The 21,461-nt window shown below is 69.8% G+C and carries 19 protein-coding genes; 9 read left to right on the top strand and 10 right to left on the bottom strand.

What is annotated here, in order from left to right; translation table 11 throughout:
- The first annotated feature begins 210 nt into the window (after positions 1–210).
- From ACJ8AN_RS05240 to ACJ8AN_RS05230, 3 genes are all read left to right on the top strand, one after another.
- A complete protein-coding gene (locus ACJ8AN_RS05240; protein ID WP_407754117.1) occupies positions 211–2,286 on the top strand; it encodes a prolyl oligopeptidase family serine peptidase in 2,076 nt (691 codons plus the stop codon).
- Positions 2,287–2,471: 185 nt separating this feature from the next.
- On the top strand, positions 2,472–3,113 hold the full coding sequence (locus tag ACJ8AN_RS05235) for a DUF3332 domain-containing protein (protein WP_407754116.1): 642 nt from the start codon (positions 2,472–2,474) through the stop codon (positions 3,111–3,113).
- A gap of 109 nt (positions 3,114–3,222) precedes the next feature.
- Positions 3,223–4,368 (top strand): aminotransferase class V-fold PLP-dependent enzyme, encoded by a 1,146-nt coding sequence (locus tag ACJ8AN_RS05230; RefSeq protein WP_407754115.1) that lies wholly within the window; start codon positions 3,223–3,225, stop codon positions 4,366–4,368.
- A gap of 48 nt (positions 4,369–4,416) precedes the next feature.
- Here ACJ8AN_RS05230 and cysK read toward each other — a convergent pair whose 3' ends face one another.
- The 5 genes from cysK to ACJ8AN_RS05205 all read right to left on the bottom strand — a co-directional run bounded on the left by cysK (position 4,417) and on the right by ACJ8AN_RS05205 (position 10,091).
- Complete coding sequence (gene cysK, locus ACJ8AN_RS05225; RefSeq protein ID WP_407754114.1) at positions 4,417–5,340, bottom strand: cysteine synthase A; 924 nt, start codon at positions 5,338–5,340, stop codon at positions 4,417–4,419.
- Positions 5,341–5,400: 60 nt separating this feature from the next.
- On the bottom strand, positions 5,401–6,246 hold the full coding sequence (epsC, locus tag ACJ8AN_RS05220) for a serine O-acetyltransferase EpsC (RefSeq protein ID WP_407754113.1): 846 nt from the start codon (positions 6,244–6,246) through the stop codon (positions 5,401–5,403).
- Between the two features lie 30 nt (positions 6,247–6,276).
- The gene (locus tag ACJ8AN_RS05215) at positions 6,277–8,058 is read right to left on the bottom strand and encodes a M4 family metallopeptidase (RefSeq protein WP_407754112.1); all 1,782 of its coding nucleotides are present in this window, start codon (positions 8,056–8,058) and stop codon (positions 6,277–6,279) included.
- 138 nt (positions 8,059–8,196) lie between these two features.
- Positions 8,197–8,751, bottom strand: a complete 555-nt coding sequence (locus ACJ8AN_RS05210) for a hypothetical protein (RefSeq protein ID WP_407754111.1) — start codon at positions 8,749–8,751, stop codon at positions 8,197–8,199.
- A gap of 50 nt (positions 8,752–8,801) precedes the next feature.
- Positions 8,802–10,091 carry a hypothetical protein gene (locus tag ACJ8AN_RS05205; RefSeq protein ID WP_407754110.1) on the bottom strand — a complete coding sequence of 430 codons (1,290 nt, stop codon included), beginning with the start codon at positions 10,089–10,091 and terminating at the stop codon, positions 8,802–8,804.
- A gap of 110 nt (positions 10,092–10,201) precedes the next feature.
- Here ACJ8AN_RS05205 and ACJ8AN_RS05200 point away from each other — a divergent pair, with 110 nt between their 5' ends.
- The 3 genes from ACJ8AN_RS05200 to ACJ8AN_RS05190 are packed head-to-tail and all read left to right on the top strand — an operon-like array spanning position 10,202 to position 11,772.
- A complete protein-coding gene (locus ACJ8AN_RS05200; protein WP_407754109.1) occupies positions 10,202–10,918 on the top strand; it encodes a DUF6249 domain-containing protein in 717 nt (238 codons plus the stop codon).
- 12 nt (positions 10,919–10,930) lie between these two features.
- Positions 10,931–11,482, top strand: a complete 552-nt coding sequence (locus ACJ8AN_RS05195; protein WP_407754108.1) for an RNA polymerase sigma factor — start codon at positions 10,931–10,933, stop codon at positions 11,480–11,482.
- Positions 11,479–11,772, top strand: coding sequence for a hypothetical protein (locus tag ACJ8AN_RS05190; RefSeq protein ID WP_407754107.1), 294 nt, complete (start codon positions 11,479–11,481; stop codon positions 11,770–11,772). Before ACJ8AN_RS05195 ends, ACJ8AN_RS05190 begins: the two co-directional genes overlap by 4 nt.
- Positions 11,773–11,781: 9 nt before the next feature.
- On the opposite strand, the gene ACJ8AN_RS05185 is transcribed toward ACJ8AN_RS05190, so the two are convergent.
- From ACJ8AN_RS05185 to ACJ8AN_RS05165, 5 genes are all read right to left on the bottom strand, one after another.
- Positions 11,782–12,309 (bottom strand): TlpA family protein disulfide reductase, encoded by a 528-nt coding sequence (locus ACJ8AN_RS05185; RefSeq protein ID WP_407754127.1) that lies wholly within the window; start codon positions 12,307–12,309, stop codon positions 11,782–11,784.
- Positions 12,310–12,465: 156 nt separating this feature from the next.
- Positions 12,466–13,650: a heparin lyase I family protein gene (locus tag ACJ8AN_RS05180; protein ID WP_407754106.1), complete on the bottom strand. Its 1,185-nt coding sequence runs from the start codon at positions 13,648–13,650 to the stop codon at positions 12,466–12,468.
- 332 nt (positions 13,651–13,982) lie between these two features.
- Positions 13,983–15,164 carry an SGNH/GDSL hydrolase family protein gene (locus ACJ8AN_RS05175; RefSeq protein WP_407754105.1) on the bottom strand — a complete coding sequence of 394 codons (1,182 nt, stop codon included), beginning with the start codon at positions 15,162–15,164 and terminating at the stop codon, positions 13,983–13,985.
- A 106-nt stretch (positions 15,165–15,270) separates the two neighbouring features.
- Positions 15,271–16,317: an acyl-CoA desaturase gene (locus ACJ8AN_RS05170; protein ID WP_407754104.1), complete on the bottom strand. Its 1,047-nt coding sequence runs from the start codon at positions 16,315–16,317 to the stop codon at positions 15,271–15,273.
- A gap of 73 nt (positions 16,318–16,390) precedes the next feature.
- The gene (locus tag ACJ8AN_RS05165; protein ID WP_407754103.1) at positions 16,391–16,618 is read right to left on the bottom strand and encodes a hypothetical protein; all 228 of its coding nucleotides are present in this window, start codon (positions 16,616–16,618) and stop codon (positions 16,391–16,393) included.
- Positions 16,619–16,720: 102 nt separating this feature from the next.
- On the opposite strand from ACJ8AN_RS05165, the gene ACJ8AN_RS05160 reads away from it, so the two are divergent.
- From ACJ8AN_RS05160 to ACJ8AN_RS05150, 3 genes are all read left to right on the top strand, one after another.
- Complete coding sequence (locus tag ACJ8AN_RS05160) at positions 16,721–17,986, top strand: hypothetical protein (protein WP_407754102.1); 1,266 nt, start codon at positions 16,721–16,723, stop codon at positions 17,984–17,986.
- Between the two features lie 106 nt (positions 17,987–18,092).
- Positions 18,093–19,193, top strand: coding sequence for a citrate synthase (locus ACJ8AN_RS05155; RefSeq protein WP_407754101.1), 1,101 nt, complete (start codon positions 18,093–18,095; stop codon positions 19,191–19,193).
- A 138-nt stretch (positions 19,194–19,331) separates the two neighbouring features.
- A complete protein-coding gene (locus ACJ8AN_RS05150) occupies positions 19,332–21,395 on the top strand; it encodes a S46 family peptidase (RefSeq protein ID WP_407754100.1) in 2,064 nt (687 codons plus the stop codon).
- The last annotated feature ends 66 nt before the right edge of the window (positions 21,396–21,461 follow it).

Genomic DNA, 21,461 nt, shown 5'->3' with positions numbered 1-21,461 from the left:
GGAGAGCCCGGAAACCCCCTCCTCGTTCCTCTCGCCCGGAGGGGCGAGGAGCGATTGACTCCAGGTATGGGCCGGCGGGCGAGGATGCGGCGCGTCAGTTCCTCGTCGGGATGAAGGGTGGACAGTACCTGTTGAAACAGGCACCGTCCCACCGCCTCTCGCCCCGGCAGTCCCGCGGGACGTGAGCGGTCGACTCGCACGGAGAACCCCTTGACCCTCTCCCTCGCCGCGGCGCTCGTCCTGGCCGCCGCCCCCGCCCCCACTCAATCCAAGCCCTTCACCATCCAGGACCAGGTCGCCCTGCGCCGGGTCTCCAGTCCGAGCGCGTCCCCGGATGGCAAGCGCATCGCCTTCGTGTTGCGCACCACCGACCTGGAGGCCAACAAGGGCCGCACGGACCTGTGGCTCGTCAATGCCGACGGCACCGGCCTGCGCCAGCTCACGTACTCGCCCGAGAGCGAGGGCCAGCCCGTCTGGAGCCCGGACGGCCAGAGCCTCTTCTTCCTCTCCACGCGCGGCGGCTCCAGCCAGGTGTTCCGTCTCCCGCTCGAGGGCGGTGAGGCCCGCGCCGTCACGAAGCTGCCCCTCGACGTGGGCGCCTTCGCCCTGTCGCGCGATGGCAAGACGCTCGCCGTGGCCCTCGAGGTCTACCCCGACTGCACCACGGTGGAGTGCACCGCCCAGCGTCAGAAGGAGCAGTCGCAGAAGAAGAGCACCGGCCGCGTCTACGACAAGCTCTTCACCCGCCACTGGGACACGTGGGCGGATGGCAAGCGCAACCACCTCTTCGTCCTGCCGGTGGATGGCGGCGGCACCCCGCGCGACGTGATGGCGGGCATGGACGCCGACGGCCCCAGCAAGCCCTTCGGCGGCCCCGAGGAGTTCACCTTCACCCCGGATGGCAAGGGGCTCGTCTTCACCGCGCGCGACGTGGGCCAGAGCGAGTCCTGGTCCACCGACCTGGATCTCTTCCTCGCCCCGCTGGACAAGCCCGGCGCGCCCAGCAAGCTCACCGAGAAGAACCGCGCCACGGACACGCAGCCCGTGTTCAGCCCGGATGGCAAGACGCTCGCGTACCTGGCCATGTCGCGTCCCGGCTACGAGTCGGACCGGCTGCGCGTGGTGCTGCGCTCGTGGCCCGAGGGCAAGGAGCGCGTGCTCGCCGAGTCGTGGGACCGTTCGGCCGGCTCGCTGTCCTGGACGGCGGATGGCAAGTCGGTGCTCGTCACCGCGGATGACCTGGGCCAGCACCCCGTCTTCTCCCTCGACGTGGCGAGCGGCCAGGTGCGCGCGCTCAGCGGCCAGGGCAATGCCTCCGAGCCGCAGCCGCTGCCCGACGGCCGCGTCGTCTTCCTGCGCGATGACCTGAAGTCGCCCTCGGACCTGTACGCGGTGGGCGCGGAGGGCGGCGAGGCGCGCCAGCTCACGCGCCTCAACGAGGAGGCCGTGGCCCGCATCCGCTTTGGCGACTACGAGCAGTTCGAGTTCGCCGGCTGGAAGGGCGAGACGGTGCGCGGCTTCGTGGTGAAGCCGGCCGACTTCGATCCGAAGAAGAAGTACCCGGTGGCCTTCCTCATCCACGGCGGTCCGCAGGGCAGCTTCGGCAACCACTTCCACTACCGGTGGAACCCGCAGACGTATGCGGGCCGGGGCTACGTGGCGGTGATGGTCGACTTCCACGGCTCCACGGGCTACGGCCAGGGCTTCACGGACTCCATCCGTGGGGACTGGGGTGGCAAGCCGCTCGAGGACCTGCAGAAGGGCCTGGCGGCCGCCATCAAGCGCTACGGCTTCATGGATGGCGACAAGGTGTGCGCGCTGGGCGCGAGCTACGGCGGGTACATGATCAACTGGATCGCCGGGCAGATGCCGGACCGCTTCCGGTGCCTGGTCACCCACGACGGCAACCTCGACGAGAAGCTGGCGTACTTCAACACGGAGGAGCTCTGGTTCCCCGAGTGGGAGCACGGGGGCACGCCGTGGGAGAAGCCCGAGGGCTACACGAAGCACAACCCGATCGACCACGTGGCGAAGTGGAAGACGCCGATGCTCGTCATCCACGGCGGGCAGGACTTCCGCGTGGTGGACACGCAGGGCCTGGCGACGTTCACGGTGCTTCAGCGCCGGGGCATTCCCTCCAAGCTCATCTACTTCCCGGACGAGAACCACTGGGTGGTGAAGCCGGCCAACAGCATCCAGTGGCACGAGGGGGTGCTGGACTGGTTGGATCAGTGGACGAAGGGCACGAACAAGGCCGCGGGGCCGACGGTGGCGCCGCGGAAATAGGACGTACCCGAGTCACGCCGCGCTCCCTTCGCTGACGAGGGCCGCCGTGGATGTCCCTTCCCCGGACATCCCGCGCGGCCCTCCGTCTTTTTCATCGCACGAGCCTGCGGACACGTCCCCCCCGTGGAAGTAGGGTGACCCTCCGGCGCGCCGGAACATCCGGCGTCGGCCCTCACGGAGGATTCATGAAGTCGCGTTCGTCTCGCCTGGTCGCCGCTCTGTTCGCCACCTTCCTGTCTCTCCACGTGTCCGGGTGCTTCGGCTCGTTCGCCCTGACGAAGAAGGTCTACGGCCTCAACGAGGGGGTCTCGGCGAACAAGTTCGTGCGGTGGCTGGTGTTCCTCGCCTTCACCCTCATCCCGGTGTACGGCGTGAGCGTGTTCGTCGATGCCATCGTCTTCAACAGCATCGAGTTCTGGTCGGGCAACAACGTGCTGGCCGGTGCCGGGACGCAGGAGGATGGGACGCGCGTGGTGCAGCTGAGCCCCACGGACACGCTGCGCATGTCGCGCGACGCCCAGAGCGGCGTGATGCGCATCGAACTGGACCGCGCCGGCGAGGAGCCCAAGGTGCGCTACTTCGAGCCGCTCGAGGACGGCCTGGCCGTGCGTGACGAGTCGGGCACGCTGCTGATTCGCGCGCACGAGCGTGTGGACGGCGCCGTCGAGGTGGTGGAGGCCTCCGGCTCGACGGTGACGGTGCACTCGCGCGAGGCCGTGGCCCAGGCGCTCGAGGCCTTCTCCCGCGACGGCGCGGCCGGCCTGGCCCAGGTGGTGACGCCGGGCGCCTCGGAGCAGGGGCTCGCGCTGGCCTGCTCGTCCCGCTGAGCGGAAGTGCCGGGGCCGGTGGCGCGCCGCGCGTTCCACCGGCCCTGTCGTCTCCCCCGGGCGCCATGACGGATGCCCATCCGGGCCGGAGCGGCATAAGGTGCCGCCCATGACTCCGCCCCCCGATCTCGACGCGTACCGCTCCGAGTTCCCCGTCGTGCAGGAGCAGCTGTACTTCAACCACGCGGGCGTCGCCCCCACCAGCCAGCGGGTGGCCACCGCGATGCGCGAGTGGATCGACGATGTGCTGCACCACGGCGTGCGCTTCGAGCGCGGCTGGGAGGCGCGCACCGAGAACAGCCGCAAGCTCGCCGCGAAGATGATCGGCGCCGCGCCCGAGGAGATCGCCCTGGTGCGCAACACCAGCCATGGGCTCGGCCTCGTCGCCGAGGGGCTCGACTGGCGGCCCGGAGATGAGGTCGCCGTGGCCTCGGCCCTCGAGTACCCCTCCAACGTCTACCCCTGGCTGCACCTGCGCGACCGGGGTGTCGTCGTCCGGGAGATCGAGCCCCGCGAAGGTGGCGTGACGCCCGAGGCCGTGGCCGCCGCGCTCACCCCGCGCACCCGGCTCGTGGCCCTCAGCTCCGTGCAGTTCGCCACCGGCTACCGCACCGACCTGGACGCCATCGGCGCGCTGTGCGAGCGCTCGGGCGTCCTCTTCTGCGTGGATGGCATCCAGAGCGTTGGCTGCCTGCCCGTGGACGTGAAGAAGAGCCGCATCCACTTCCTGAGCGCCGACAGCCACAAGTGGATGATCGGCGTCTCGGGCGTGGGCTTCCTCTACGTGGACCGGAACGTGCTCCCGCGCGTGCGGCCCGTGCTCGTCGGGTGGCGCTCCACCACCGACGCGTGGAACTTCAACCGCGCCCACTTCGAGCTGCGTCCGGACGCCACGAAGTTCGAGGAGGGGAGCCACAACTACGCGGGCACCTACGCGCTGGGGGCCGCCCTGGGACTGCTCCTGGAGGTGGGGATGGAGAGGGTCCACGGCCGCATCCAGGAGCTGCTCACGCACCTGGACACGGAGCTGCGCGCCTTCGGCTGCGAGACGGGTCCCTCGCCCGAGCACCGCGCCGGCATCCTCACCTTCCTGCCGCCGCAGGGGGACGTGAAGGCGCTCGCCTCGCACCTGTCCGAGCGCAACGTCAGCTTCTCGCTGCGCCGGGGCCGCATCCGCATCTCGCCGCACTTCTACAACCAGCCCGGGGAGATAGACCGGCTCGTGGAGATGGTGCGCGCGTTCTCCGGACGCTGAGCCACGAGGGGCGAGGGCCCATGGCGCCCCGCCCCGCACTCCTCCCGCCTACTGCGCGGCGAAGAGGTTCTCGATGGAGAGGTAGCGCTCGCCCGTGTCGTAGCAGAAGCAGAGCACGCGGCTGCCGTCGGGGATGTCCGCCAGCTTCTTGTTCACCGCCGCCAGCGCCGCTCCCGAGGAGATGCCCACGAAGATGCCCTCCTCGCGCGCCGAGCGCCGCGTGAAGTCGAACGCATCCTCCTCGGTCACCTGGATGACGCCGTCCAGCGCTTCCTTGTGCAGGTTCTTCGGGATGAAGCCCGCGCCAATGCCCTGGATGGGGTGCGGCCCCGGCTGCCCGCCGCTGATGACCGGCGACTTCACCGGCTCCACCGCCAACACCTTCAGCTTCGGCCACTTCGGCTTGAGCACCTCGGCGCAGGCCGTGATGTGGCCGCCCGTGCCCACGCCCGTGATGATGTAGTCCAGGCCCTCGGGGAAGTCCTTGAGGATCTCCTGCGCCGTGGTGCGCTTGTGCACCTCGATGTTCGCCTCGTTCTCGAACTGCTGCGGCATCCACGCATTGGGGTTCTGCGACACCAGCTCCTGCGCCCGGGCAATGGCGCCCTTCATGCCCTGCGCGCGCGGCGTCAGCTCGAACGTGGCCCCGTAGGCCGCCATCAGCCGGCGGCGCTCGATGCTCATCGACTCGGGCATCACCAGCACCAGCTTGTAGCCCTTCACCGCCGCCGCCATCGCCAGGCCGATGCCCGTGTTCCCCGACGTGGGCTCGATGATGACGCTGTCCTTCTTGAGCACGCCCCGCCGCTCGGCGTCTTCAATCATCGCCACGCCAATGCGGTCCTTGATGCTCCCGCCCGGGTTGGCCCGCTCCAACTTCATGTACACCTCGACGCGCGAGGGAAAGAGCCGGTTGATGCGCACGTGCGGCGTGTTGCCCACCGTCTCCAGGATGTTGTTCACCTTCGCCATGGGATTCGAGCCTCGTCCAAAAGGGGGGGTGTCTGCTGCGGCAGATGGACGTCTGTTATATCAGATGTGATACTCCAGCTCATCGAATTCCGCATTCCCCTCGCGATGGCGCACCTCGCTGCGGCGGGTGACGACGGACTCGGGGGGGATGGAGTGGGTGATGAAGGCGTTGCCGGCGATGATGCTGCCGCGGCCCACCACGGTGCCGCCGCCGAGGATGGTGGCGTTGGCGTACACCACCACGTCGTCCTCGATGGTCGGGTGGCGCTTCTTGTCCGCCAGGGCCTTCTGCACCTGGAGCGCGCCGAGCGTCACGCCCTGGTAGATTTTCACCCCGTTGCCGATGAGGGTGGTCTCGCCGATGACCACGCCGGTGCCGTGGTCGATGACGAAGCGTCGGCCGATGGTGGCGCCCGGGTGGATGTCCACGCCGGTGCGCTGGTGGGCCAGCTCGGTGAGCAGCCGGGGCAGCAGGGGGAAGCCCAGGCCGTGCAGGGCGTGGGCAATGCGGTAGATGGCGATGGCGTAGAAGCCCGGGTAGGTGAGGATGACCTCGTCCACGCTGCGGGCGGCCGGGTCGGCCTCGAAGATGGCCTCGGCGTCCTGGCGCAACCAGGCGTAGAGCTCCGGGAGCTGCTCCATGAAGTGCTGGGGCAGGTCCGGAGACAGGCCGGGGTAGCGCGGGGCGAGCGTGTTCAGGGAGCGGGTGAGGATGGCCTCCACCACCGCGACCTCCGAGCGCACGCCGACCGCGCTGCAGTCCAGGCGCTCGGCGAAGTGGGGGAAGAGCAGCGCGAGCACCTTTTCGATGAGCTCCGGGGCCCCGACGCGGACGTCGGGGGGGAAGCAGTGGTGCTTGCGGGCCTCGAGGAGGGTCTGGATGAGCCGACCGTTGGGTTCGTCCATGGGCCGCTGAGGTTACCCCAAGGCGAGCCGTCAGCTCGACAGCTTCTGGGGCTCGAAGGTGACGCCGAGGTTGGAGGTGATACCCACCGCGTCGAAGGCGGCGCCGATGGCGGCGAGCTTCTCCTTCTGCCGCGGATCATTGCGGAAGAAGGTGCGCGCGGAGAGCTCCACCCCGCGCCGGCTGTCGATGAACTTGGAGGTGCGCGACAGGTGCTGGGTGAGCGCCAGGTAGAAGAGGGCCGCCACCTCGCGCGCGTCGAAGAGGAACTGGCCCTGGGCGTCCTTGGCGGTGAGCAGGTGGTAGGCCGCCTTGTTGTGGATGCCGCTGTTGGTGTGCACCCCGCCCCAGTCGGTGTTCGGGCCCACGGCGAGGAACTCGTAGTCGTCCATGTGCCCCGGCTGGCCGTACTTCTCCGGGTCGCTGATGTCGCGGATGGGGATGCCCGAGTCGTTCAGATCCTCGCCCATCTCCCAGTTCCAGGTGCCCACGTCCGGGTTGGTGAGGTTGGACACGATGATGCCGAAGATGTCCGAGTAGGACTCGTTGAGCGCCCCGGACATGCCGGCGTACTCCAGCCGCGCCGAGTGGTCCGTGAGGCCGTGGAGGATTTCGTGCGCCACCACGTCGCGGGCCACCGCGTAGGAGCGCATCCTGCTGCCGTCGAGGGCGCGCTGTCCGTAGACCATCTGCGTGCCGATCCACGCGGCGTTGTGCCACTCCTTGTGTCCCAGGCCGCCGTAGCAGCAGTTGATGCTGGAGATGACGGGGCCGCCGCGGTTGTCGAGCCCCTCGCGCTTGAGCACCTTGCGCAGGAAGAGCACCACCTCCACCGCGTTGGCGTGCGCGCTCACCGCGGCGGGATCCCACTCCGGCGGACGGGCCACGTACGAGCCCGGCAGCAGTTTGTCCTCCCGCTCGAGGTCGTGGTACCCGAAGTCGTAGGTGTGCACGTTGAGCTCGTCGTCCACGAGCTGCCAGGCCTCGCCCTTCTTCTTCGCGGCGAACTTGCGGCGCACGCCCAGCCCGTCGGGGGCTTCCTCGAACTGGGGCGCCTGGCGCTTCCGGCGGAAGAGGAGCTGTTGGGACGGGCCCAGGCCCTGAGGCGACTGGAGGTCCGGCTGGTGGTCCGGGCCCTGGATGCTCTGGGTCCTCGGCAGCTCGGCGATGAGGTTGCCGCTGTGCGCGTCCACGAGGTAGTCCAGCAGCTCCGGGGCCCGCCGCATGGCACCCGCCGAGGTGTCGGGCTGGCGCCTGGCGACGTTCTCGACGAGGTAGGCCAGGAGCCAGCGCTGCGCGGGCTCCTGGAAGTAGAAGACGAGGCGCGGCAGGGCGTTGAGCGACTGCGCGTCCTGGCCGGCGCGCTGGCGGATGATGTCCATGGCCTGCGCGGGCGACAGGGTGGCCATGGGATCGAGGTCCGCGGGCGGCGTCCCCATGGACGAGTTGAGGCCGAGCATCTCGTTGTTCTCGTCCAGCTCCACCGTGACGAGCGAGCCGTAGACGGGAATGCGGCGGTAGACCTGCCGGAACTTCACCACGTGGGTGCCGGTGAGCGGCACGCTCTCGGTGCCCAGGGTGCGGAACTCGGAGGATTGGCCGTCGATCTCCGGCGTGTTGAAGGTGGGAAGGGCCGGGCTGGCGAAGGCCTCGGCGAGGTAGCGCCTGGCTGCTGTCTCGGGATCAATCCCGGCGATCGCCGGACGGCCATCCGGCAGGGGCATGTCGAAACCGACAATGGGCCGGATGGCATCCACGACATCGGATTGCTCGTGACGGTGGAAGGCGAAACTCTGTAGTCCGTTGGCGCTCATCGCTTCCTCCTCGATTCCTGGCGACGGCGGTGGGCCGGGATGGCCAGGACACCCCCGTCTGGAGGATGGAGTCACCCGCTGGGAGATGTGACGGAGGGACGGGAGGGAAGCCCGGGGAGCCAGGACTCGGGCAACCGCTCAGAAGGACAGGCCGAGCGAGAAGCGCGCGTCGGGCGTCAGCGGCCCGAGCAGCGGGCGCACGGGGCCGCGCAAGGGCAGGTAGGAGGTGCCCCCGGCGACGAGCTGCGCGCTGACCCCGAAGTGGCGCAGCAGCCAGTACGTCCCCTCGAGCGTGCCCACGACGTTGAGCCCCCACTGCGCGCGCCAGGCACCCTGGCGCACCTCGTACGTGGAGGTGTTGCGCGCCCCCGCGAGCGCCGACCACCGCAGCGACACGCCATGTCCCGCGTCGTCGCGGCCCTCGTAGAGGCTGAAGCGCGGGCCGGCCCGGAGGTACGTGGAGCCGACGATGGGCAGCACGAGCGTGGCGCCCACCTCCACGTCCACCCGCGGAATGGCGTTCACCGTCAGCGACAGCCCGGTGTAGTCCGGCACGCCCGTGTGCCAGCTGAGCCGCGCGGTGGCGATGCCCCAGCGCTCGCGGGGACGCTCCGGCTCGCTGGCCCGGGCCTCCGGAAGGCCCAGGCCGAGCAAGGCGCCCACGAGGGTGAACCGGCACAGAGGGTTTCTCATCGTTCCTGGCTTGCGCATGCGGTGTTCCTCGCCGTGCTCGCGGGCGCGCGTCACTCGGTCATGTAGAGGTAGGCCAGACACATCTCGTCATCCGTGCCCTCGCCCCATTCCACGGTGCGGGACGTGGGGTTGTCCCAGACGCAGGTGAGCTTCATCTGGCTGAAGAGCGGCACGTCGAGGGGCTGCCGGTAGAAGTACATCTGCTGCCAGTGGAAGTCCCACGCGGGAAGCTCGACGAGGGGCTCGTCCCCCTTCTCCACCACGATGCGCCTGCCCTTGGTGTGCATGTGCGGCAGCACGCCCCAGAGGGTGCCCGAGGGCACGTACTGCTTCGTGTGGTGGGCATAGCCCGTCGCGCCCGGGGGAATGGAGAACGCGCCATCCGCCAGGAGATAGAGCGATGCGGGTTTCGCGATGGGCTCGCGCGAGAACTGCAACGCCATGCGCGTGAGGTCCGGCTGGGCCTCGCCGTGCATCGCGGTGACGCTCGCGGCGGTGACGCCCGAGGGGGGCTCGGCGGCGGGCCGCTGGGAGATGTTGTAGTGGACCTGCATGACGAAGACCGAGCCGGCCGCCACGTTCACGCCCGTGCCCTCCGGGTAGCGGGTGGGCGGAGAGCCCGGCGCCCATGCTCCGAGCAGCGACGCCTTCCCCACGCCCGAGTCGCCGAAGCACGTCCACCCGGGGCCCTCCTCCCGCGCATCCCGGTCGAGCGCCGCCTGGCGGGGCGCGGCGAAGAGGAGCACGTGGTGTACCTGCTGCTTCACTCCCGGCATCACCTCGAAACCGATGAGGTCGCGCCCCTGCTCCAGGTGGGGCTCCAACAGGAAGCAGTGGTAGTCATCCGAGGCCGTGTCCTTGGGCGTGTAGGGCGCGTCGGGGCCGATGGTCAGGTCCGTCCAGGCCAGGGGCGGCGTGGGCTCGAGCGGAGGAGGCGCGTCCGCCGGGTCACCCTGGGGCGCGTCCTGCCCGGACCAGGCCGAGAGGATGTCCACCTCGCCCTGCGTCAGCCGCCGCGAGTCGCGGAAGCGGTGGGGGCCCTCGGCGGGCATCCACGGGGGCATCCGGCGCGCCTGCACCGAGTCGGCCAGCATCTGATGCCTCGCGGACGCCTGGTCGTACGTCTCCAGCGAGAAGGGCGCGACGCCGTTGTCCGCGTGGCACCCCTGGCAGCGGTTCTGGATGATGGGCTGGACGTCCCGGTACCAGGAGACCGGGCCTCCGTTGTAACGAGGGCCCTCCTCGGGAGGGTCCTTGGGGGTGGAGGAGCAGCCCGGAAGCCCGAGCCAGAGGATCCCCAGGGAGAGCAGGAGCAGGCGGTCGCGCATGCGCCGCACCATGCCAGCACTCCGGGCGTGATGCACGGCGGGGAAAAAAAGGGGGGGTGAATCCAAGAAATAGGGTCCGGGAGTCCCAACGCCGAAAGAAACCGCTGGTAAGGAGCCGTCTCATGAAGTGTCAGATTCTCACGGTGTGTCTGTTGGCCTCGCTCGCGGGAGCGGGAGCGGCCCGGGCCGAGTCCACGCCGACCACGGCCACGACGCCGACCACGCCGACCACGCCGACCACGGCCACGACGCCGACCACGCCCACGCGGCCGGACCTCGAGGCCCGGCGCCAGGCGCTGGAGAGCCGTCAGAAGGAGCTGGAGGCCGAGTACCAGCGTCTGGCGGCCGAGATGGAGGCCCAGGCGAAGCAGATGGATCCCGAGGCGCGGCTCACCAACGAACAGCTCTTCGAGCTGCTCCAGACGCGCGAGGCGAGGCTGGCCAACGGCAACGACTTCGACCCCACGCCCATCGCCATCAGCATCGTCTTCTTCAGCAGCATGCTGACGGGCTTCCTGGGCTGGCTGTTCGCGAGCTACCGCAAGGGGCGCCAGCTCCACGAGACGGTGCGTCTGATGGTGGAGAAGGGGGCGGAGATTCCCCAGGGCCTGCTCGCGCCGTCCCCCAAGCGCAAGCCGTCGGACCTGCGGCGGGGCATCATCCTGTCCACCTCGGGGCTGGGGCTGGCGATCTTCCTGGCCGTCGTCCCCGACACGAATGGGGCCTGGGGTGCCGGGCTGACGCTGCTGCTCATCGGCGTGGGGCACCTGCTCGTCTGGCGCCTGCAGCAGGGCCGGGGCGTGCTGTCGCGCGAACTGTCACCCGAGCCCCAGCCGTAGCCTCCGCGCCTCATGGCCTCTCCTCCTCCAGAACCCTCGGACACCGAGCTCATCTCTCGGGTGCTCGTGCGGGACGACCGGCGCGCCTTTGGCGAGCTGGTGGCCCGGCACCAGTCCGCGGTGCGCGGCCTGCTGCGCCGGCTGACGGGGGGAGACCTGGCGCAGGCGGATGACCTGGCGCAGGAGACCTTCCTGCGCGCCTACCGGGGGCTGCGCGGCTACCGGGGGGGAGCGAAGTTCTCCTCGTGGCTCTACCGCATCGCCTGCAACGCGTTCTTCAGCCGGGACCGGGGCAGCCGCGAGACCCCCGTGGAGTCTGCCGAGCTGGAGGCCGGCCTCCCCGCACAGGCGCTGCTCGCGGACACGCTGCTGGAGCGCTACGACCTGGAGCGGGCCCTGGCCACGCTCAAGCCCCGCGAGCGGGCCGCGCTCGTCCTCACCTACGCCAACGAGCTGACCCACGAGGAGGCGGCGGTCATCCTCGACTGCCCCCTGGGGACGCTCAAGACCCACGTCGCGCGCGCGAAGGAGAAGCTGCGCCTGCGACTCGAGGAGGTCCCATGAACGGCCGCGATGACGAGGCCTGGCTCGACACGTTGCTCCAGCGGCAACTGCCATCCAGCCTCTCCGATGAGGGCTTCCAGCAGCAGCTGCTCCAGCGCCTGCCCCCGCGCGAGCGCAAGGCACGGCGTGTGTTCATCCTCGTGGTGGCGTGGCTGGTGGCGGCCGCCGCCCTGCTGCTGCCCACGGGAGGAGGGCACCTGGTGGTCTCCTCCGTGGAGGCGGGCAGCGCCCTCGTCCCGAGCTGCCTCGGGGCGGCGCTGCTGTGGTACCTCGTGGACCGCTGGGGGTGAGGGGCACCGCTACAGCCACAACCGCCAGAGCAGCCCGAGGCGGGTGGTGTAGCCGACGGCCGCCCGCTCGAGGTTGCCGTCGGAGGAGACGAAGAAGGTGGTGGGGAACTGCTCGACGGAGTAGGCCCGCATGAGCTCGGGGCCGCCGAGCAGCACGGGGTAGTCCACCTCGTGCTCCCGGACGAAGCGGCGCACGTCCTCCTCGTGCTCGTAGGCCACCGCCACGGACAGCACGTGCGCCGAGCCACCCACGGTGCTTCGCAGTCCGGAGAGGGTGGAGGACTCGGCCTTGCACACCCCGCACCAGGGGGCCCAGAAGGCGAGCACCACGGGCTTGCCGCGGAGCTCGGACAGACGCACCTGCTCGCCGGAGAGGGTGCGCAGGGTGAAGTCCGGCGCGGGGGCTCCGGTGGGGAGGTGGCGGGTCTGCCAGGTGGCGATCGCCACCAAGACGAGCGCCACCAGGGCAAGGTCCATCAGCTGGCGCACCCACCAGCGCTCGCGCGCCCGGCTCCAGGCGTGTTTCAAGGGGTCCATCACCCGTCGCATGAGGGGCATTGTCCACCGGAGTCCGGCCGGGCGCCACCGTACCGGGCGGGTCACCCCTGAAGGCGGGGGACTCCCGGGCGCGTTTTTCGCGGACTGGTACGACCATCGGACCAGTTGCTGGAAAACGCGACCGGAGGGGCTGGCTCAGAGGACGTCGGCGAGGCTGCGGGCCATGGTCCAGCCGTCGTGGTAGACGACGCCCGGCGCCGTGACGGTGTCGCTGCGGTAGAGGCCCACCTTCAGGTAGTTGAGCATCCCGGGGAACTGGGTGGCGATGGAGCGCTTGGGCAGGACGAGCTGGCCCTTGTAGTACAGCTCGACGAAGCCGACGCTCGGGTCGGGCGACCACTTCACGTGCAGGATGAAGTCCTGCCACTGCCCGCGCACCAGCGGCGCCTTCCACACGATGACGCCGGGGTCCCCACCGATGTTCAGGCGCATCTCCTCGCCGTATACGTAGAGTTCCACCGGCGGCGAGCCGCTGCCGCCCTCGTGGTGCCACTGGGCGAAGAGCTGCCACGTCTTCACGCTCGGGAAGTCCGAGGCGAACATCGTGCTCCACTTGTAGAAGTACTCCGAGCCCACCGCCTCGCGCGTCATCTTCACCAGCTCGTTGCGGTTGCCGCTGGCGTTGATGGGGTCATCGCCCTGGATGACCGTGGCCTTGAGGGCATAGCTGCCCTGCCGCGCGGGAGAGGGCACCACCTGCAACCGGTCCGCGCTGACCATCTGCGTGCTGGTCCATTGCGAACGGTCGCCCGTCTCGAAGTCGCCGCGCCACACCACGGTGGAGCCGGTCGAGGACGAGCCGCACACACGGGCCTCGGCGATGCTGGCCCAGTCGTTCAGCGTGCTGCCATTGACGGTGATGCGCAGGCGGCGGGCGGTGCGCGAGGCGAACGTGTACGTCTCGGCCGCCGTGGTCGTCCCGCTGCTCGTGCCGGAGTAGACGGTCGTGTAATTCGTCCCATCCGAGGACACGGACAGGGTGAAGGCATTGGCGCGCGTGTTGCCCAGGTGCCACGCGATGGCGGCCCCCGAGAGGGTGCGGTCCGCGCCCAGGTCGTAGTCGATCCACGAGCCCTTGCCGAAGCTGCTCCAGCGCGTGTCGAGCACGTCGTCGAGGGTGTTCTGCGGCACGTTGCCGTCATTGCCCGAGGCCACCACGGTGAGCGCGGAGAGGGGGGTGCAGTTCTGCACGGTCAGTGCGTTGGCGGCTGTTGTCGTGACTGCCTCCCGTGTGTCTTCTGGGGCGGTGGTATCGGGTGCGCCGCAACCGGCGCCAGCGATGACGAGCAGCATTTCAGCCAGCAGAAGGGTCTTCTTCACGGGTGTATGTCCTGGAAGGAAGGGAAGACAGACAGCGGGGGGACGACTGACGTTGACTTCGGGACGCGGCCCTCCCGTTCGCGCGAACGAGGCTCATCGCCCCGGCGCTCGGAGAGGGTTGTGATGTGTCGTGACTCGTGTGCTCCTGCTCAATGACAACGCGACGCCGCGTTGAGACGAGCTGTGAAGAGCATCCATCAAAACTGTTATGTGCTCAACACAGACAACCGTGCCCGCTCGCCGGGCAGGCGAGCGCATGCAAGTCATTTCAGGCCATCGGGCTGTAATTCTTCACACAGTCCCGTGAGGCGTCTGGACCGCGCGGGCCGTGCTCAAGGAAGCGCGCGGATGAAGTCCGTGAGCCGCGTGGCCATGGCCTGCTGGGTCGTGGCCGAGGGGTGCCAGTCCTCACCATAGGGCTCGGTCTGCGGGGTGAAGGCGAGGTAGTGCACGCGGGCATCCCCCCGGTCGTTGAAGCCCTTCACCACCGAGGACACCCAGCTCTGGAGGGTGCTCCAGTGGTTCTCCCCCGAGGGGTACCAGTCGTTCATCATGGGGCCCACGGCGCAGAGGATCCGCGCCTGGGGGTATTGGCCCCGGAGCCGGGTGACGAAGTCCTTGTAGGCGGTGGTGAACCGGGTGGAGTCCGGCACCCCGGGGGCGAAGTCGTTCGTGCCCAGGTTGAGCACGATGAGGTCGGGGGTGTAGCGCGCGAAGCTCCAGCGCGGGGTGTCCCGGGTGGGAATGACGCGGTCGTAGAGTCGAGGCAGCGTCCCCGCCGTGTCCCCGGTGTTGTTCCGGTACACCCCCCGGCCCGAGTAGCAGGTGAACATCGCCTCGGCGCCGAGCGCGCGCGCGGTGAGCCAGCCATACGTCCGGGTGATGTTCTCGTTGACGGAGTGGAAGCCCGTCGTCGGGTTGTCCGCTTCCTGGAGGGACACCTCGTTGCCATAGCCGCAGGTGATGGAGTCTCCGATGAGCTCGAGCCGCAGCGCCGGACGGGCTGGCGGCTCCAACGGCTCACCATGAACCTTGAATCCTTGCAGCTCGCTCGCGCCGACCTCGCTCTCCGTCAGCTTGACGAGCTCGAGCGTGTGCTCGCCCGGCGCGAGGTTCCGGCCAAGCTCATAGGACGTCTGGCTCGCACGGACCGCGAGCTTCACGGGTGTCTGGCTATCGAGGGTGACCTGATAGTAATTGGTCGTCCGTTCGTCACCCGCGCCCTGGTCCTTCAGGAGCAGCTCGGCCGCGTCTCCCTTGAACCGGAGCTTGATGGAGACACCCGGGTACGAGAACGCCGCGGACGTGGCGGAGACCTCCACCCGCCCCGTGTATTGGATTCGTGCGTCGGAGGCGGGCACCGTCACCCACGTGGGCGTGGGCTCGGGAGCCGGCTCCCGCGGCGTGGGGTTGTCGGCCGGAGGGTCCTGGGGCGGGGTGGGCCCGGGCTCCGCGCCACCGCACGCGAGGAGGGCCAGGAGGGCACAGGAGAGAACCAAGGTTCGCCGGGTCATCCGTGGCGGCTCCGCTGAGGGGGAAGGCGGCAGCGTACGGAGGCCAACCCCCGGGCCTCCAGGTGTTTCCGGACCGGACGGTTGGACACCGCACCGAAGCGGCGGCTCAGTGTCCGGTACGCGCCGCCGCGAGGGCTTCCGGAGAAGGCGCGCGCACTTCCCACGCGAGCCCGAGCCGCGCCAGCAGGCGGATGAGCAGTCCTCCCAGATCCACCTGCCACCAGCGGAAGTCGACGCGGGCCGAGCCGGGGAAGGCATGGTGGTTGTTGTGCCAGCCCGCGCCGAGCGTCAGCACCGCCATGACCACGTTGTTGCGGCTGTAGTCGCGGCTGTTCAGGGAGCGGACGCCCACCGTGTGCCCCACCGAGTTGATGGCGAAGGTCACCTGCTGGACGACGTAGTAGCGCACGAGGCCGCCCCAGACGAGCCCGCGCAGCGCGCCCGCCCACGAGCCGGTGACGAGGCCTCCCGCCAGCGCCGGCAGGGCGAAGCCGAGCAGCACCCAGGTGCCATAGCGCTGGTTGAGGCGCACGAGCGGCTCGTCCCGCAGGAAGTCGGGGAGGGTGCGCGCGAAGCGGTGCTCCTGGTCCGTCTCCCGGGAGGCCAGGAGCCCGGCGGGAGACGCGCGGTGGCGGTCCAGGAGGCGGCCGAAGCGGCCAATGGCAGGCACATCGAGGTACCAGAGGAACTGGGCCCAGAAGAACCCGCACAGTTTGTCCCATGCGCTCCTCCGGCCGAGCCACGGCGAGTGGATGTCGCCCGGCTGGTCCGTATGAGCATGGTGCGTGCGGTGCACGGCGCTCCACAGCAGCGCCGAGCCCTGGCCCGCCATCGAGCCGAGGATGAGGAAGAGGGCGCGCAGGGGCCGCGTCGTCTCGAAGGTGCGGTGCGCGAAGTAGCGGTGGAAGCCCACTTCGATGCCCACCATGGTGAGCAGGTACATCGCCGCCAGCAGGCCCACGTCCCAGGCGCGGATGCCCTCGCGCAGGAAGAGCCATACCCCGGCGCAGAAGCCCAGCAGGGGAATGCCCTGGACGACGAAGAGCACCACGGCCCGGCGGGGCCCGCTCAGCCGCTCATGGGGCTCGGGAGAGGGGAGTGGAGAGGGGAGGGGCGTGGCGGGCGTTTCGGGGAGTGAGGTGGCGGCGGACAACGGGTGTCTCCCGACGGGGGCGAGGCGCCCATCATGGTCCATTCCCCGTGCTGAATCCACGTGGGCCCCGGCCCTATCCGCCGGAGCGGATGGCGCTCAGCAGGTCCATGTGGAGGTACTTCGCTCGCGGCTGGCCCGGCTTGAAGGCGAACGCGAGCTCCTGTTTGTCCTGCGTGCGGAAGGTGTGCGGGCCCGTGCGCTCGATCGGCTGCTCTACGTCTGTCTTCAGGACGAGCTGCTTCCCGTCCCAGCGCACCATGAACTTCGCGAGGTCCGCGTGCACGTCTGTAGGTCGAGGCAACGGCCGCGCCGCAACGCCCGGGCGGGCGAAGTGTTCCCGAGGGGGGCCCATGTCGGTGCCAACGGGGTCTCGCTATGCTCGTGCGGGTGGGGAGGAGCACCCGTGACGAAGCTGGAGTTGGATTCGGTTCCCGATGACGTGAGGTGGCGGCAGGCGCTGTATGGCGGACTGCTGGGGAGCGCGGGTGTCGTGCTGGCGTGGATGGCGTGGGTCGTCCTCCAGGCCTGGTTGCAGGATTGGATGAGCGTGGTGCGCGCGCCCGCGGTGGGGGCCGCGCTGGGCATCGTCGTGGAGTTCCTCACCGAGCACGTGCAGGCCTCCGCCCGCGAGGCCCGTGGCGAGCGCGAGCCCCGAGATCGCTCGGCCAGGAAGGAGAAGGGCTCGGGCCGGAGCCGCCGTGTCCTGAAGGCCATTGGAGCCTTCTCCGTCGTCTTCCTCGCGGGAGCCTGCGAGAACCTGGTGGGCGATCGCATCGCCTCGCTGTGGCGTCCCTTCCTCGTCAGCGTGGCCACCTTCTTCCCGGTGGGCGCCGTCTTCGCGTGGCTGCTGCACGCGCGTGACTTCTCCAAGCACTCGCTGCTGTCCAATGTCTTGCACGGAGTCTTCTCCGGGCTGTGCGCCGCGGCCACCGTGGTGGGCATGGGGTGGGTGCTCGGGACGCTGCCGCGAGCGGAGGAGGGCCTCGACTGGGGCGCCATCCTCGCCCTCTTCGCCTGGTGGGGGCTGTTGGGGGGGGCCTTCGGCTACGCCCTGCGCGAGGAGGACGAGCCCAGCCTGCTCGGGCCCGCGGTGGGTGTGGGCTGCATGCTGGTGCTCACCCTGCTCGGCGCGGTGCCGGCGTCCCTGGTGTCTGGCACCACGGGGGTGGTGGGCCTGCTCTCCCGCGCGGCGCGCCCGGTGTCCGAGGTGCTGCTCACCCATCCCGGCCTTCCCGCGCAGGTGCTGGCCGACGCGGAGAAGGCGTCCGGGCCCGCGCCCACCCCCGTGTTCCTGAAGATCTCCGGAGGGAAACTCATCCAGGTCTCGACGGTCTCGCAGTGGAGCATGCGGGTGACGCGGCTGCTGGGGTGCGAGGATCTCCTGTCTCCGGGCACCCAGAAGGAGGCGCAGGAGAGCGAGCAGAGCCCACGCCATCACGCGCTGTGCAATGACTTGCGGCGCGGGAGCGAGTCCGGGCTGTTGCGCTCGTGGCTGGTGTTGCTGGTGTTCAGCCTCGGGCTGGGACTGGCCCACGTGGCGGAGGCCCAGCTTCGCCCCAAGAAGGCCTACGCCGGCAGCGGGACGCAGCGGCGGGATGGCGTGCTCGCCCTGGGGGCCTGCGTGTTGCTGCTGGCGGCGGTGCTCATCCTCCGCCTCGTCCCGGTGTGAGCGGAGGGGTTGCCTGCCTGGGCGCCGGGCCCGGACATGTCGATTGTCGAATCCAGTTTCGAGCGCGGAGGGCGGAAATTACAGCTTGCGTCGGAGGGTCACGAACATGGACGCGACGCAGGCTGCTGTGCAGGCGGGTCTCGAAGGTGTGGTGGTGGCGGAGACCCGGTTGAGCGAGGTGGACGGCGAGCGGGGACGGTTGGTGATCGCGGGCGGGGACGTGGAGTCACTCGCCGGGGCGGTTTCCTTCGAGGAGGTGTGCGCGAGGCTCTGGGCGCCGTATGCGAAGGGGGCGTTGCCTCCGTCGCTCCAGGCGGCCCTGGGTGAGGCACGGGTGCGCGCCTTCGGGTGGCTGGAGCGGGTAGGGGACGCGCTCGAGGCACGGGACGCGATGGATGCGCTCCGGGCCGCGGCGGCCCACGTTCCGGTGAACCCAGACGATGAACAGGACGCGTTCGTCCTGCTGACGGGGGCGCTGGCGGTGTTCACGGGCGCGTGGGCGAGGCGCCGGCGCGGCCTGGCCCCCGTGCGGCCGGACCCGTCCCTGTCCCACGCGGCGGATCTGCTGCGCATGGTGAGCGGCGAGTCCCAGCCCGAGCGGGCCGCGGGGCTCGATGCGTACCTCGTCACCGTGTCCGACCATGGGCTGAATGCCTCCACGTTCACCGCGCGGGTGATTGCCTCGACGGGCTCGGACGCGGTGTCGGCGGTGGTGGGGGCCATTGGCGCGCTGAAGGGGCCGCTGCACGGGGGCGCACCCGGCCCGGTGCTGGACATGCTGGATGCCATTGGCGCTCCGGAGCGGGCCGCCGCGTGGCTCGAGGCGGAGCTGCGCGCCGGGCGCCGCATCATGGGCATGGGCCACCGCATCTACCGCGTGAGGGACCCTCGGGCGGCGGTGCTGGAGCGAGCCCTCGAGCGGCTCGAGCACGGAGGGCTGAAGACCGAGCGGCTCGCCCTGGCGCGAGCGGTGGAGCGCGCGGCGGATGAGCTTCTGCGCCAGCGCTACCCGGACCGGCCGCTGCGCGCGAACGTGGAGTTCTACACGGCGGTGTTGCTCGACGCGGTGGGGCTGGACCGCACGCTGTTCTCGGCCGCGTTCGCCTGCGGCCGGGTGGCCGGGTGGCTGGGCCATGTCGCCGAGCAGCGCGCCACCGGCCGGCTCATCCGTCCCGCGTCCCGCTACGTGGGGGCGATGCCGGGCTGAGGTCACGACCGCTCGTCCGGTGACTGTCATCTGGACGGCACGAGCGGGTCCGCGCGGACGGTCCGTGCAAACGAGTCTTTGACCCGACTCCCGGGGTGGGGACCAATCCTGCCCGGGTGTGCTCAAAGGAGACTCCGCATGACACGGTGGTTCGCCGTCCTCTTCCTGCTCGTCGCCGGGATTGCCCGGGCCGATGAGGGGATGTGGACCTTCAACAATTTCCCCTCCGACCTGGTGAAGGCGCGCTACGGCTTCGCTCCGAGCCAGGAGTGGCTGACAAAGGTACGGCGCTCGACGGCGCGCATCGCGGGAGGGTGCTCGGCCAGCTTCGTGTCGCCCAACGGGCTGGTGATGACGAACCACCACTGCGTGCGCGAGTGCGTGCAGCAGCTGTCCACCCCGCAGACGGACTTCATCGTGAAGGGCTTCTACGCGGCCACCGCGCAGCAGGAGCGTCAGTGCCCGGCCTTCGAGGTCAACAAGCTGGTGGACATCACCGACGTCACCGCCGAGCTCACCAAGGCCACGCAGGGCAAGGAGGGCGCGGCCTTCCGGGATGCGCAGCGGGCGGAGATCGCCCGGCTGGAGAAGGCGTGCGCCACGGCGGCGGATATCCGCTGTGACGTGGTGACGCTCTACCGGGGCGGCATGTACAACCTCTACAAGTACCAGCGCTTCCAGGACGTGCGGCTGGTGTTCGCCCCCGAGGAGGCCATCGCCTTCTTCGGTGGGGACCCGGACAACTTCGAGTTCCCCCGCTACGACTACGACGTGTCCTTCGTGCGCGTGTACCAGGATGGCAAGCCGGCGAAGGTGGACGACTACCTGCGCTGGTCCGCCAGGGGCGCGCAGGACGGTGAGCTGACCTTCGTGGCTGGCAACCCGGGCGGCACCTCGCGCCTGCTGACGGTGGCCCAGCTCACCTACCAGCGCGACTACGCGCTGCCCGAGCGCCTCTTCCAGCTGGCGCAGATGAGGGGAATGCTCGACGAGTTCCAGCAGCGCGGCCCCGAGTTCACCCGCATCTCCAACAACCTCAAGTTCGGCGTGGAGAACAGCTACAAGGCGCTGGTGGGCCGGCGCGAGGCGCTCGTGGACCGGGACTTCTTCGCCAAGAAGGTGGCCGAGGAGCAGAAGCTGCGCGAGTGGGTGAAGGCCGACGCCACGCGCCAGCAGCGCTTCGGCCAGGCCTGGGACAACATCGCCAAGGCCACGGACACGCTGCGCGAGATGCGCCTCCGCCTGCGGCTGCTGGAGCAGAGCGCCGGGGCGGGCTCGGACCTCTTCGGCTATGCGCGCGCGCTCGTGCGGGCCTCCGAGGAGCTGCCCAAGCCCAACGAGCAGCGGCTGGAGGAGTACGCCGAGGCGCGCAAGCCCGAGCTGGAGCAGCAGCTCTTCAGCCCGGCTCCCGTCTACCCCAAGCTGGAGGAGGCGCTGCTCACCTTCTACCTGACGAAGCTGCGCGAGCAGCTCGGGCCGGATGATCCGGTGGTGAAGAAGGTGCTCGGCAAGCAGTCCCCGCGGGCGCTCGCGAGCAAGGCGGTGTCCAACTCCCGTCTGGCCAACCCGCAGGTGCGCCGCCAGCTCTACACGGGAGGCGCGGCGGCCCTCGGGAGCTCGAAGGACTCCATGGTGGAGCTCGTCCGCGTGCTCGACGAGGAGGCCCGGGCCATCCGCAAGCGCTACGAGGAGGAGGTGGAGTCCGTGGCCGACAAGAATGGCGAGCTCATCGCCCGCGCCCGCTTCGAGGCCTACGGCACCAGCACCTACCCGGATGCGACCTTCACGCTGCGTCTGTCCTTTGGCCAGGTGAAGGGCTACCAGGGCGGGGACGGCAAGCCGGTGCCGCCCTTCACCCAGGTGGCCGGCCTCTTCGAGCGCGCCACGGGGGAGGACCCCTTCCGCCTGCCCCCGAGCTGGCTCCAGGCGAAGCCCCGGTTGGAGCTCCAGACGCCCTTCGACTTCGTGAGCAGCAACGACATCATCGGAGGCAACTCGGGCTCGCCCATCTTCAACAAGGACGCCGAAGTGGTGGGCATCGTCTTCGACGGCAACATCCAGTCCCTGGGCGGCGAGTACGGCTTCGACGAGTCCGTCAACCGCACCGTCTCCGTGCACAGCCAGGGCATCCTCGAGGGCCTGCGCAAGGTCTACAACGCCCGCCGGCTCCTGGAGGAATTGGGGCAGGGTGGGGGTGGGTAGGACACCCTTCGGGAAAAACCGCTCGTTTCCGGGCAGTATGTCCGCGCGCCCATTTCGTTAAGAGGT

Origin of the sequence: Archangium sp. (genome assembly GCF_045802675.1) — a bacterium.
Lineage (GTDB): Bacteria > Myxococcota > Myxococcia > Myxococcales > Myxococcaceae > Archangium.
Note: the sequence above shows the minus strand (reverse complement) of the source record. Positions and strands in the feature narration are given on the sequence as shown.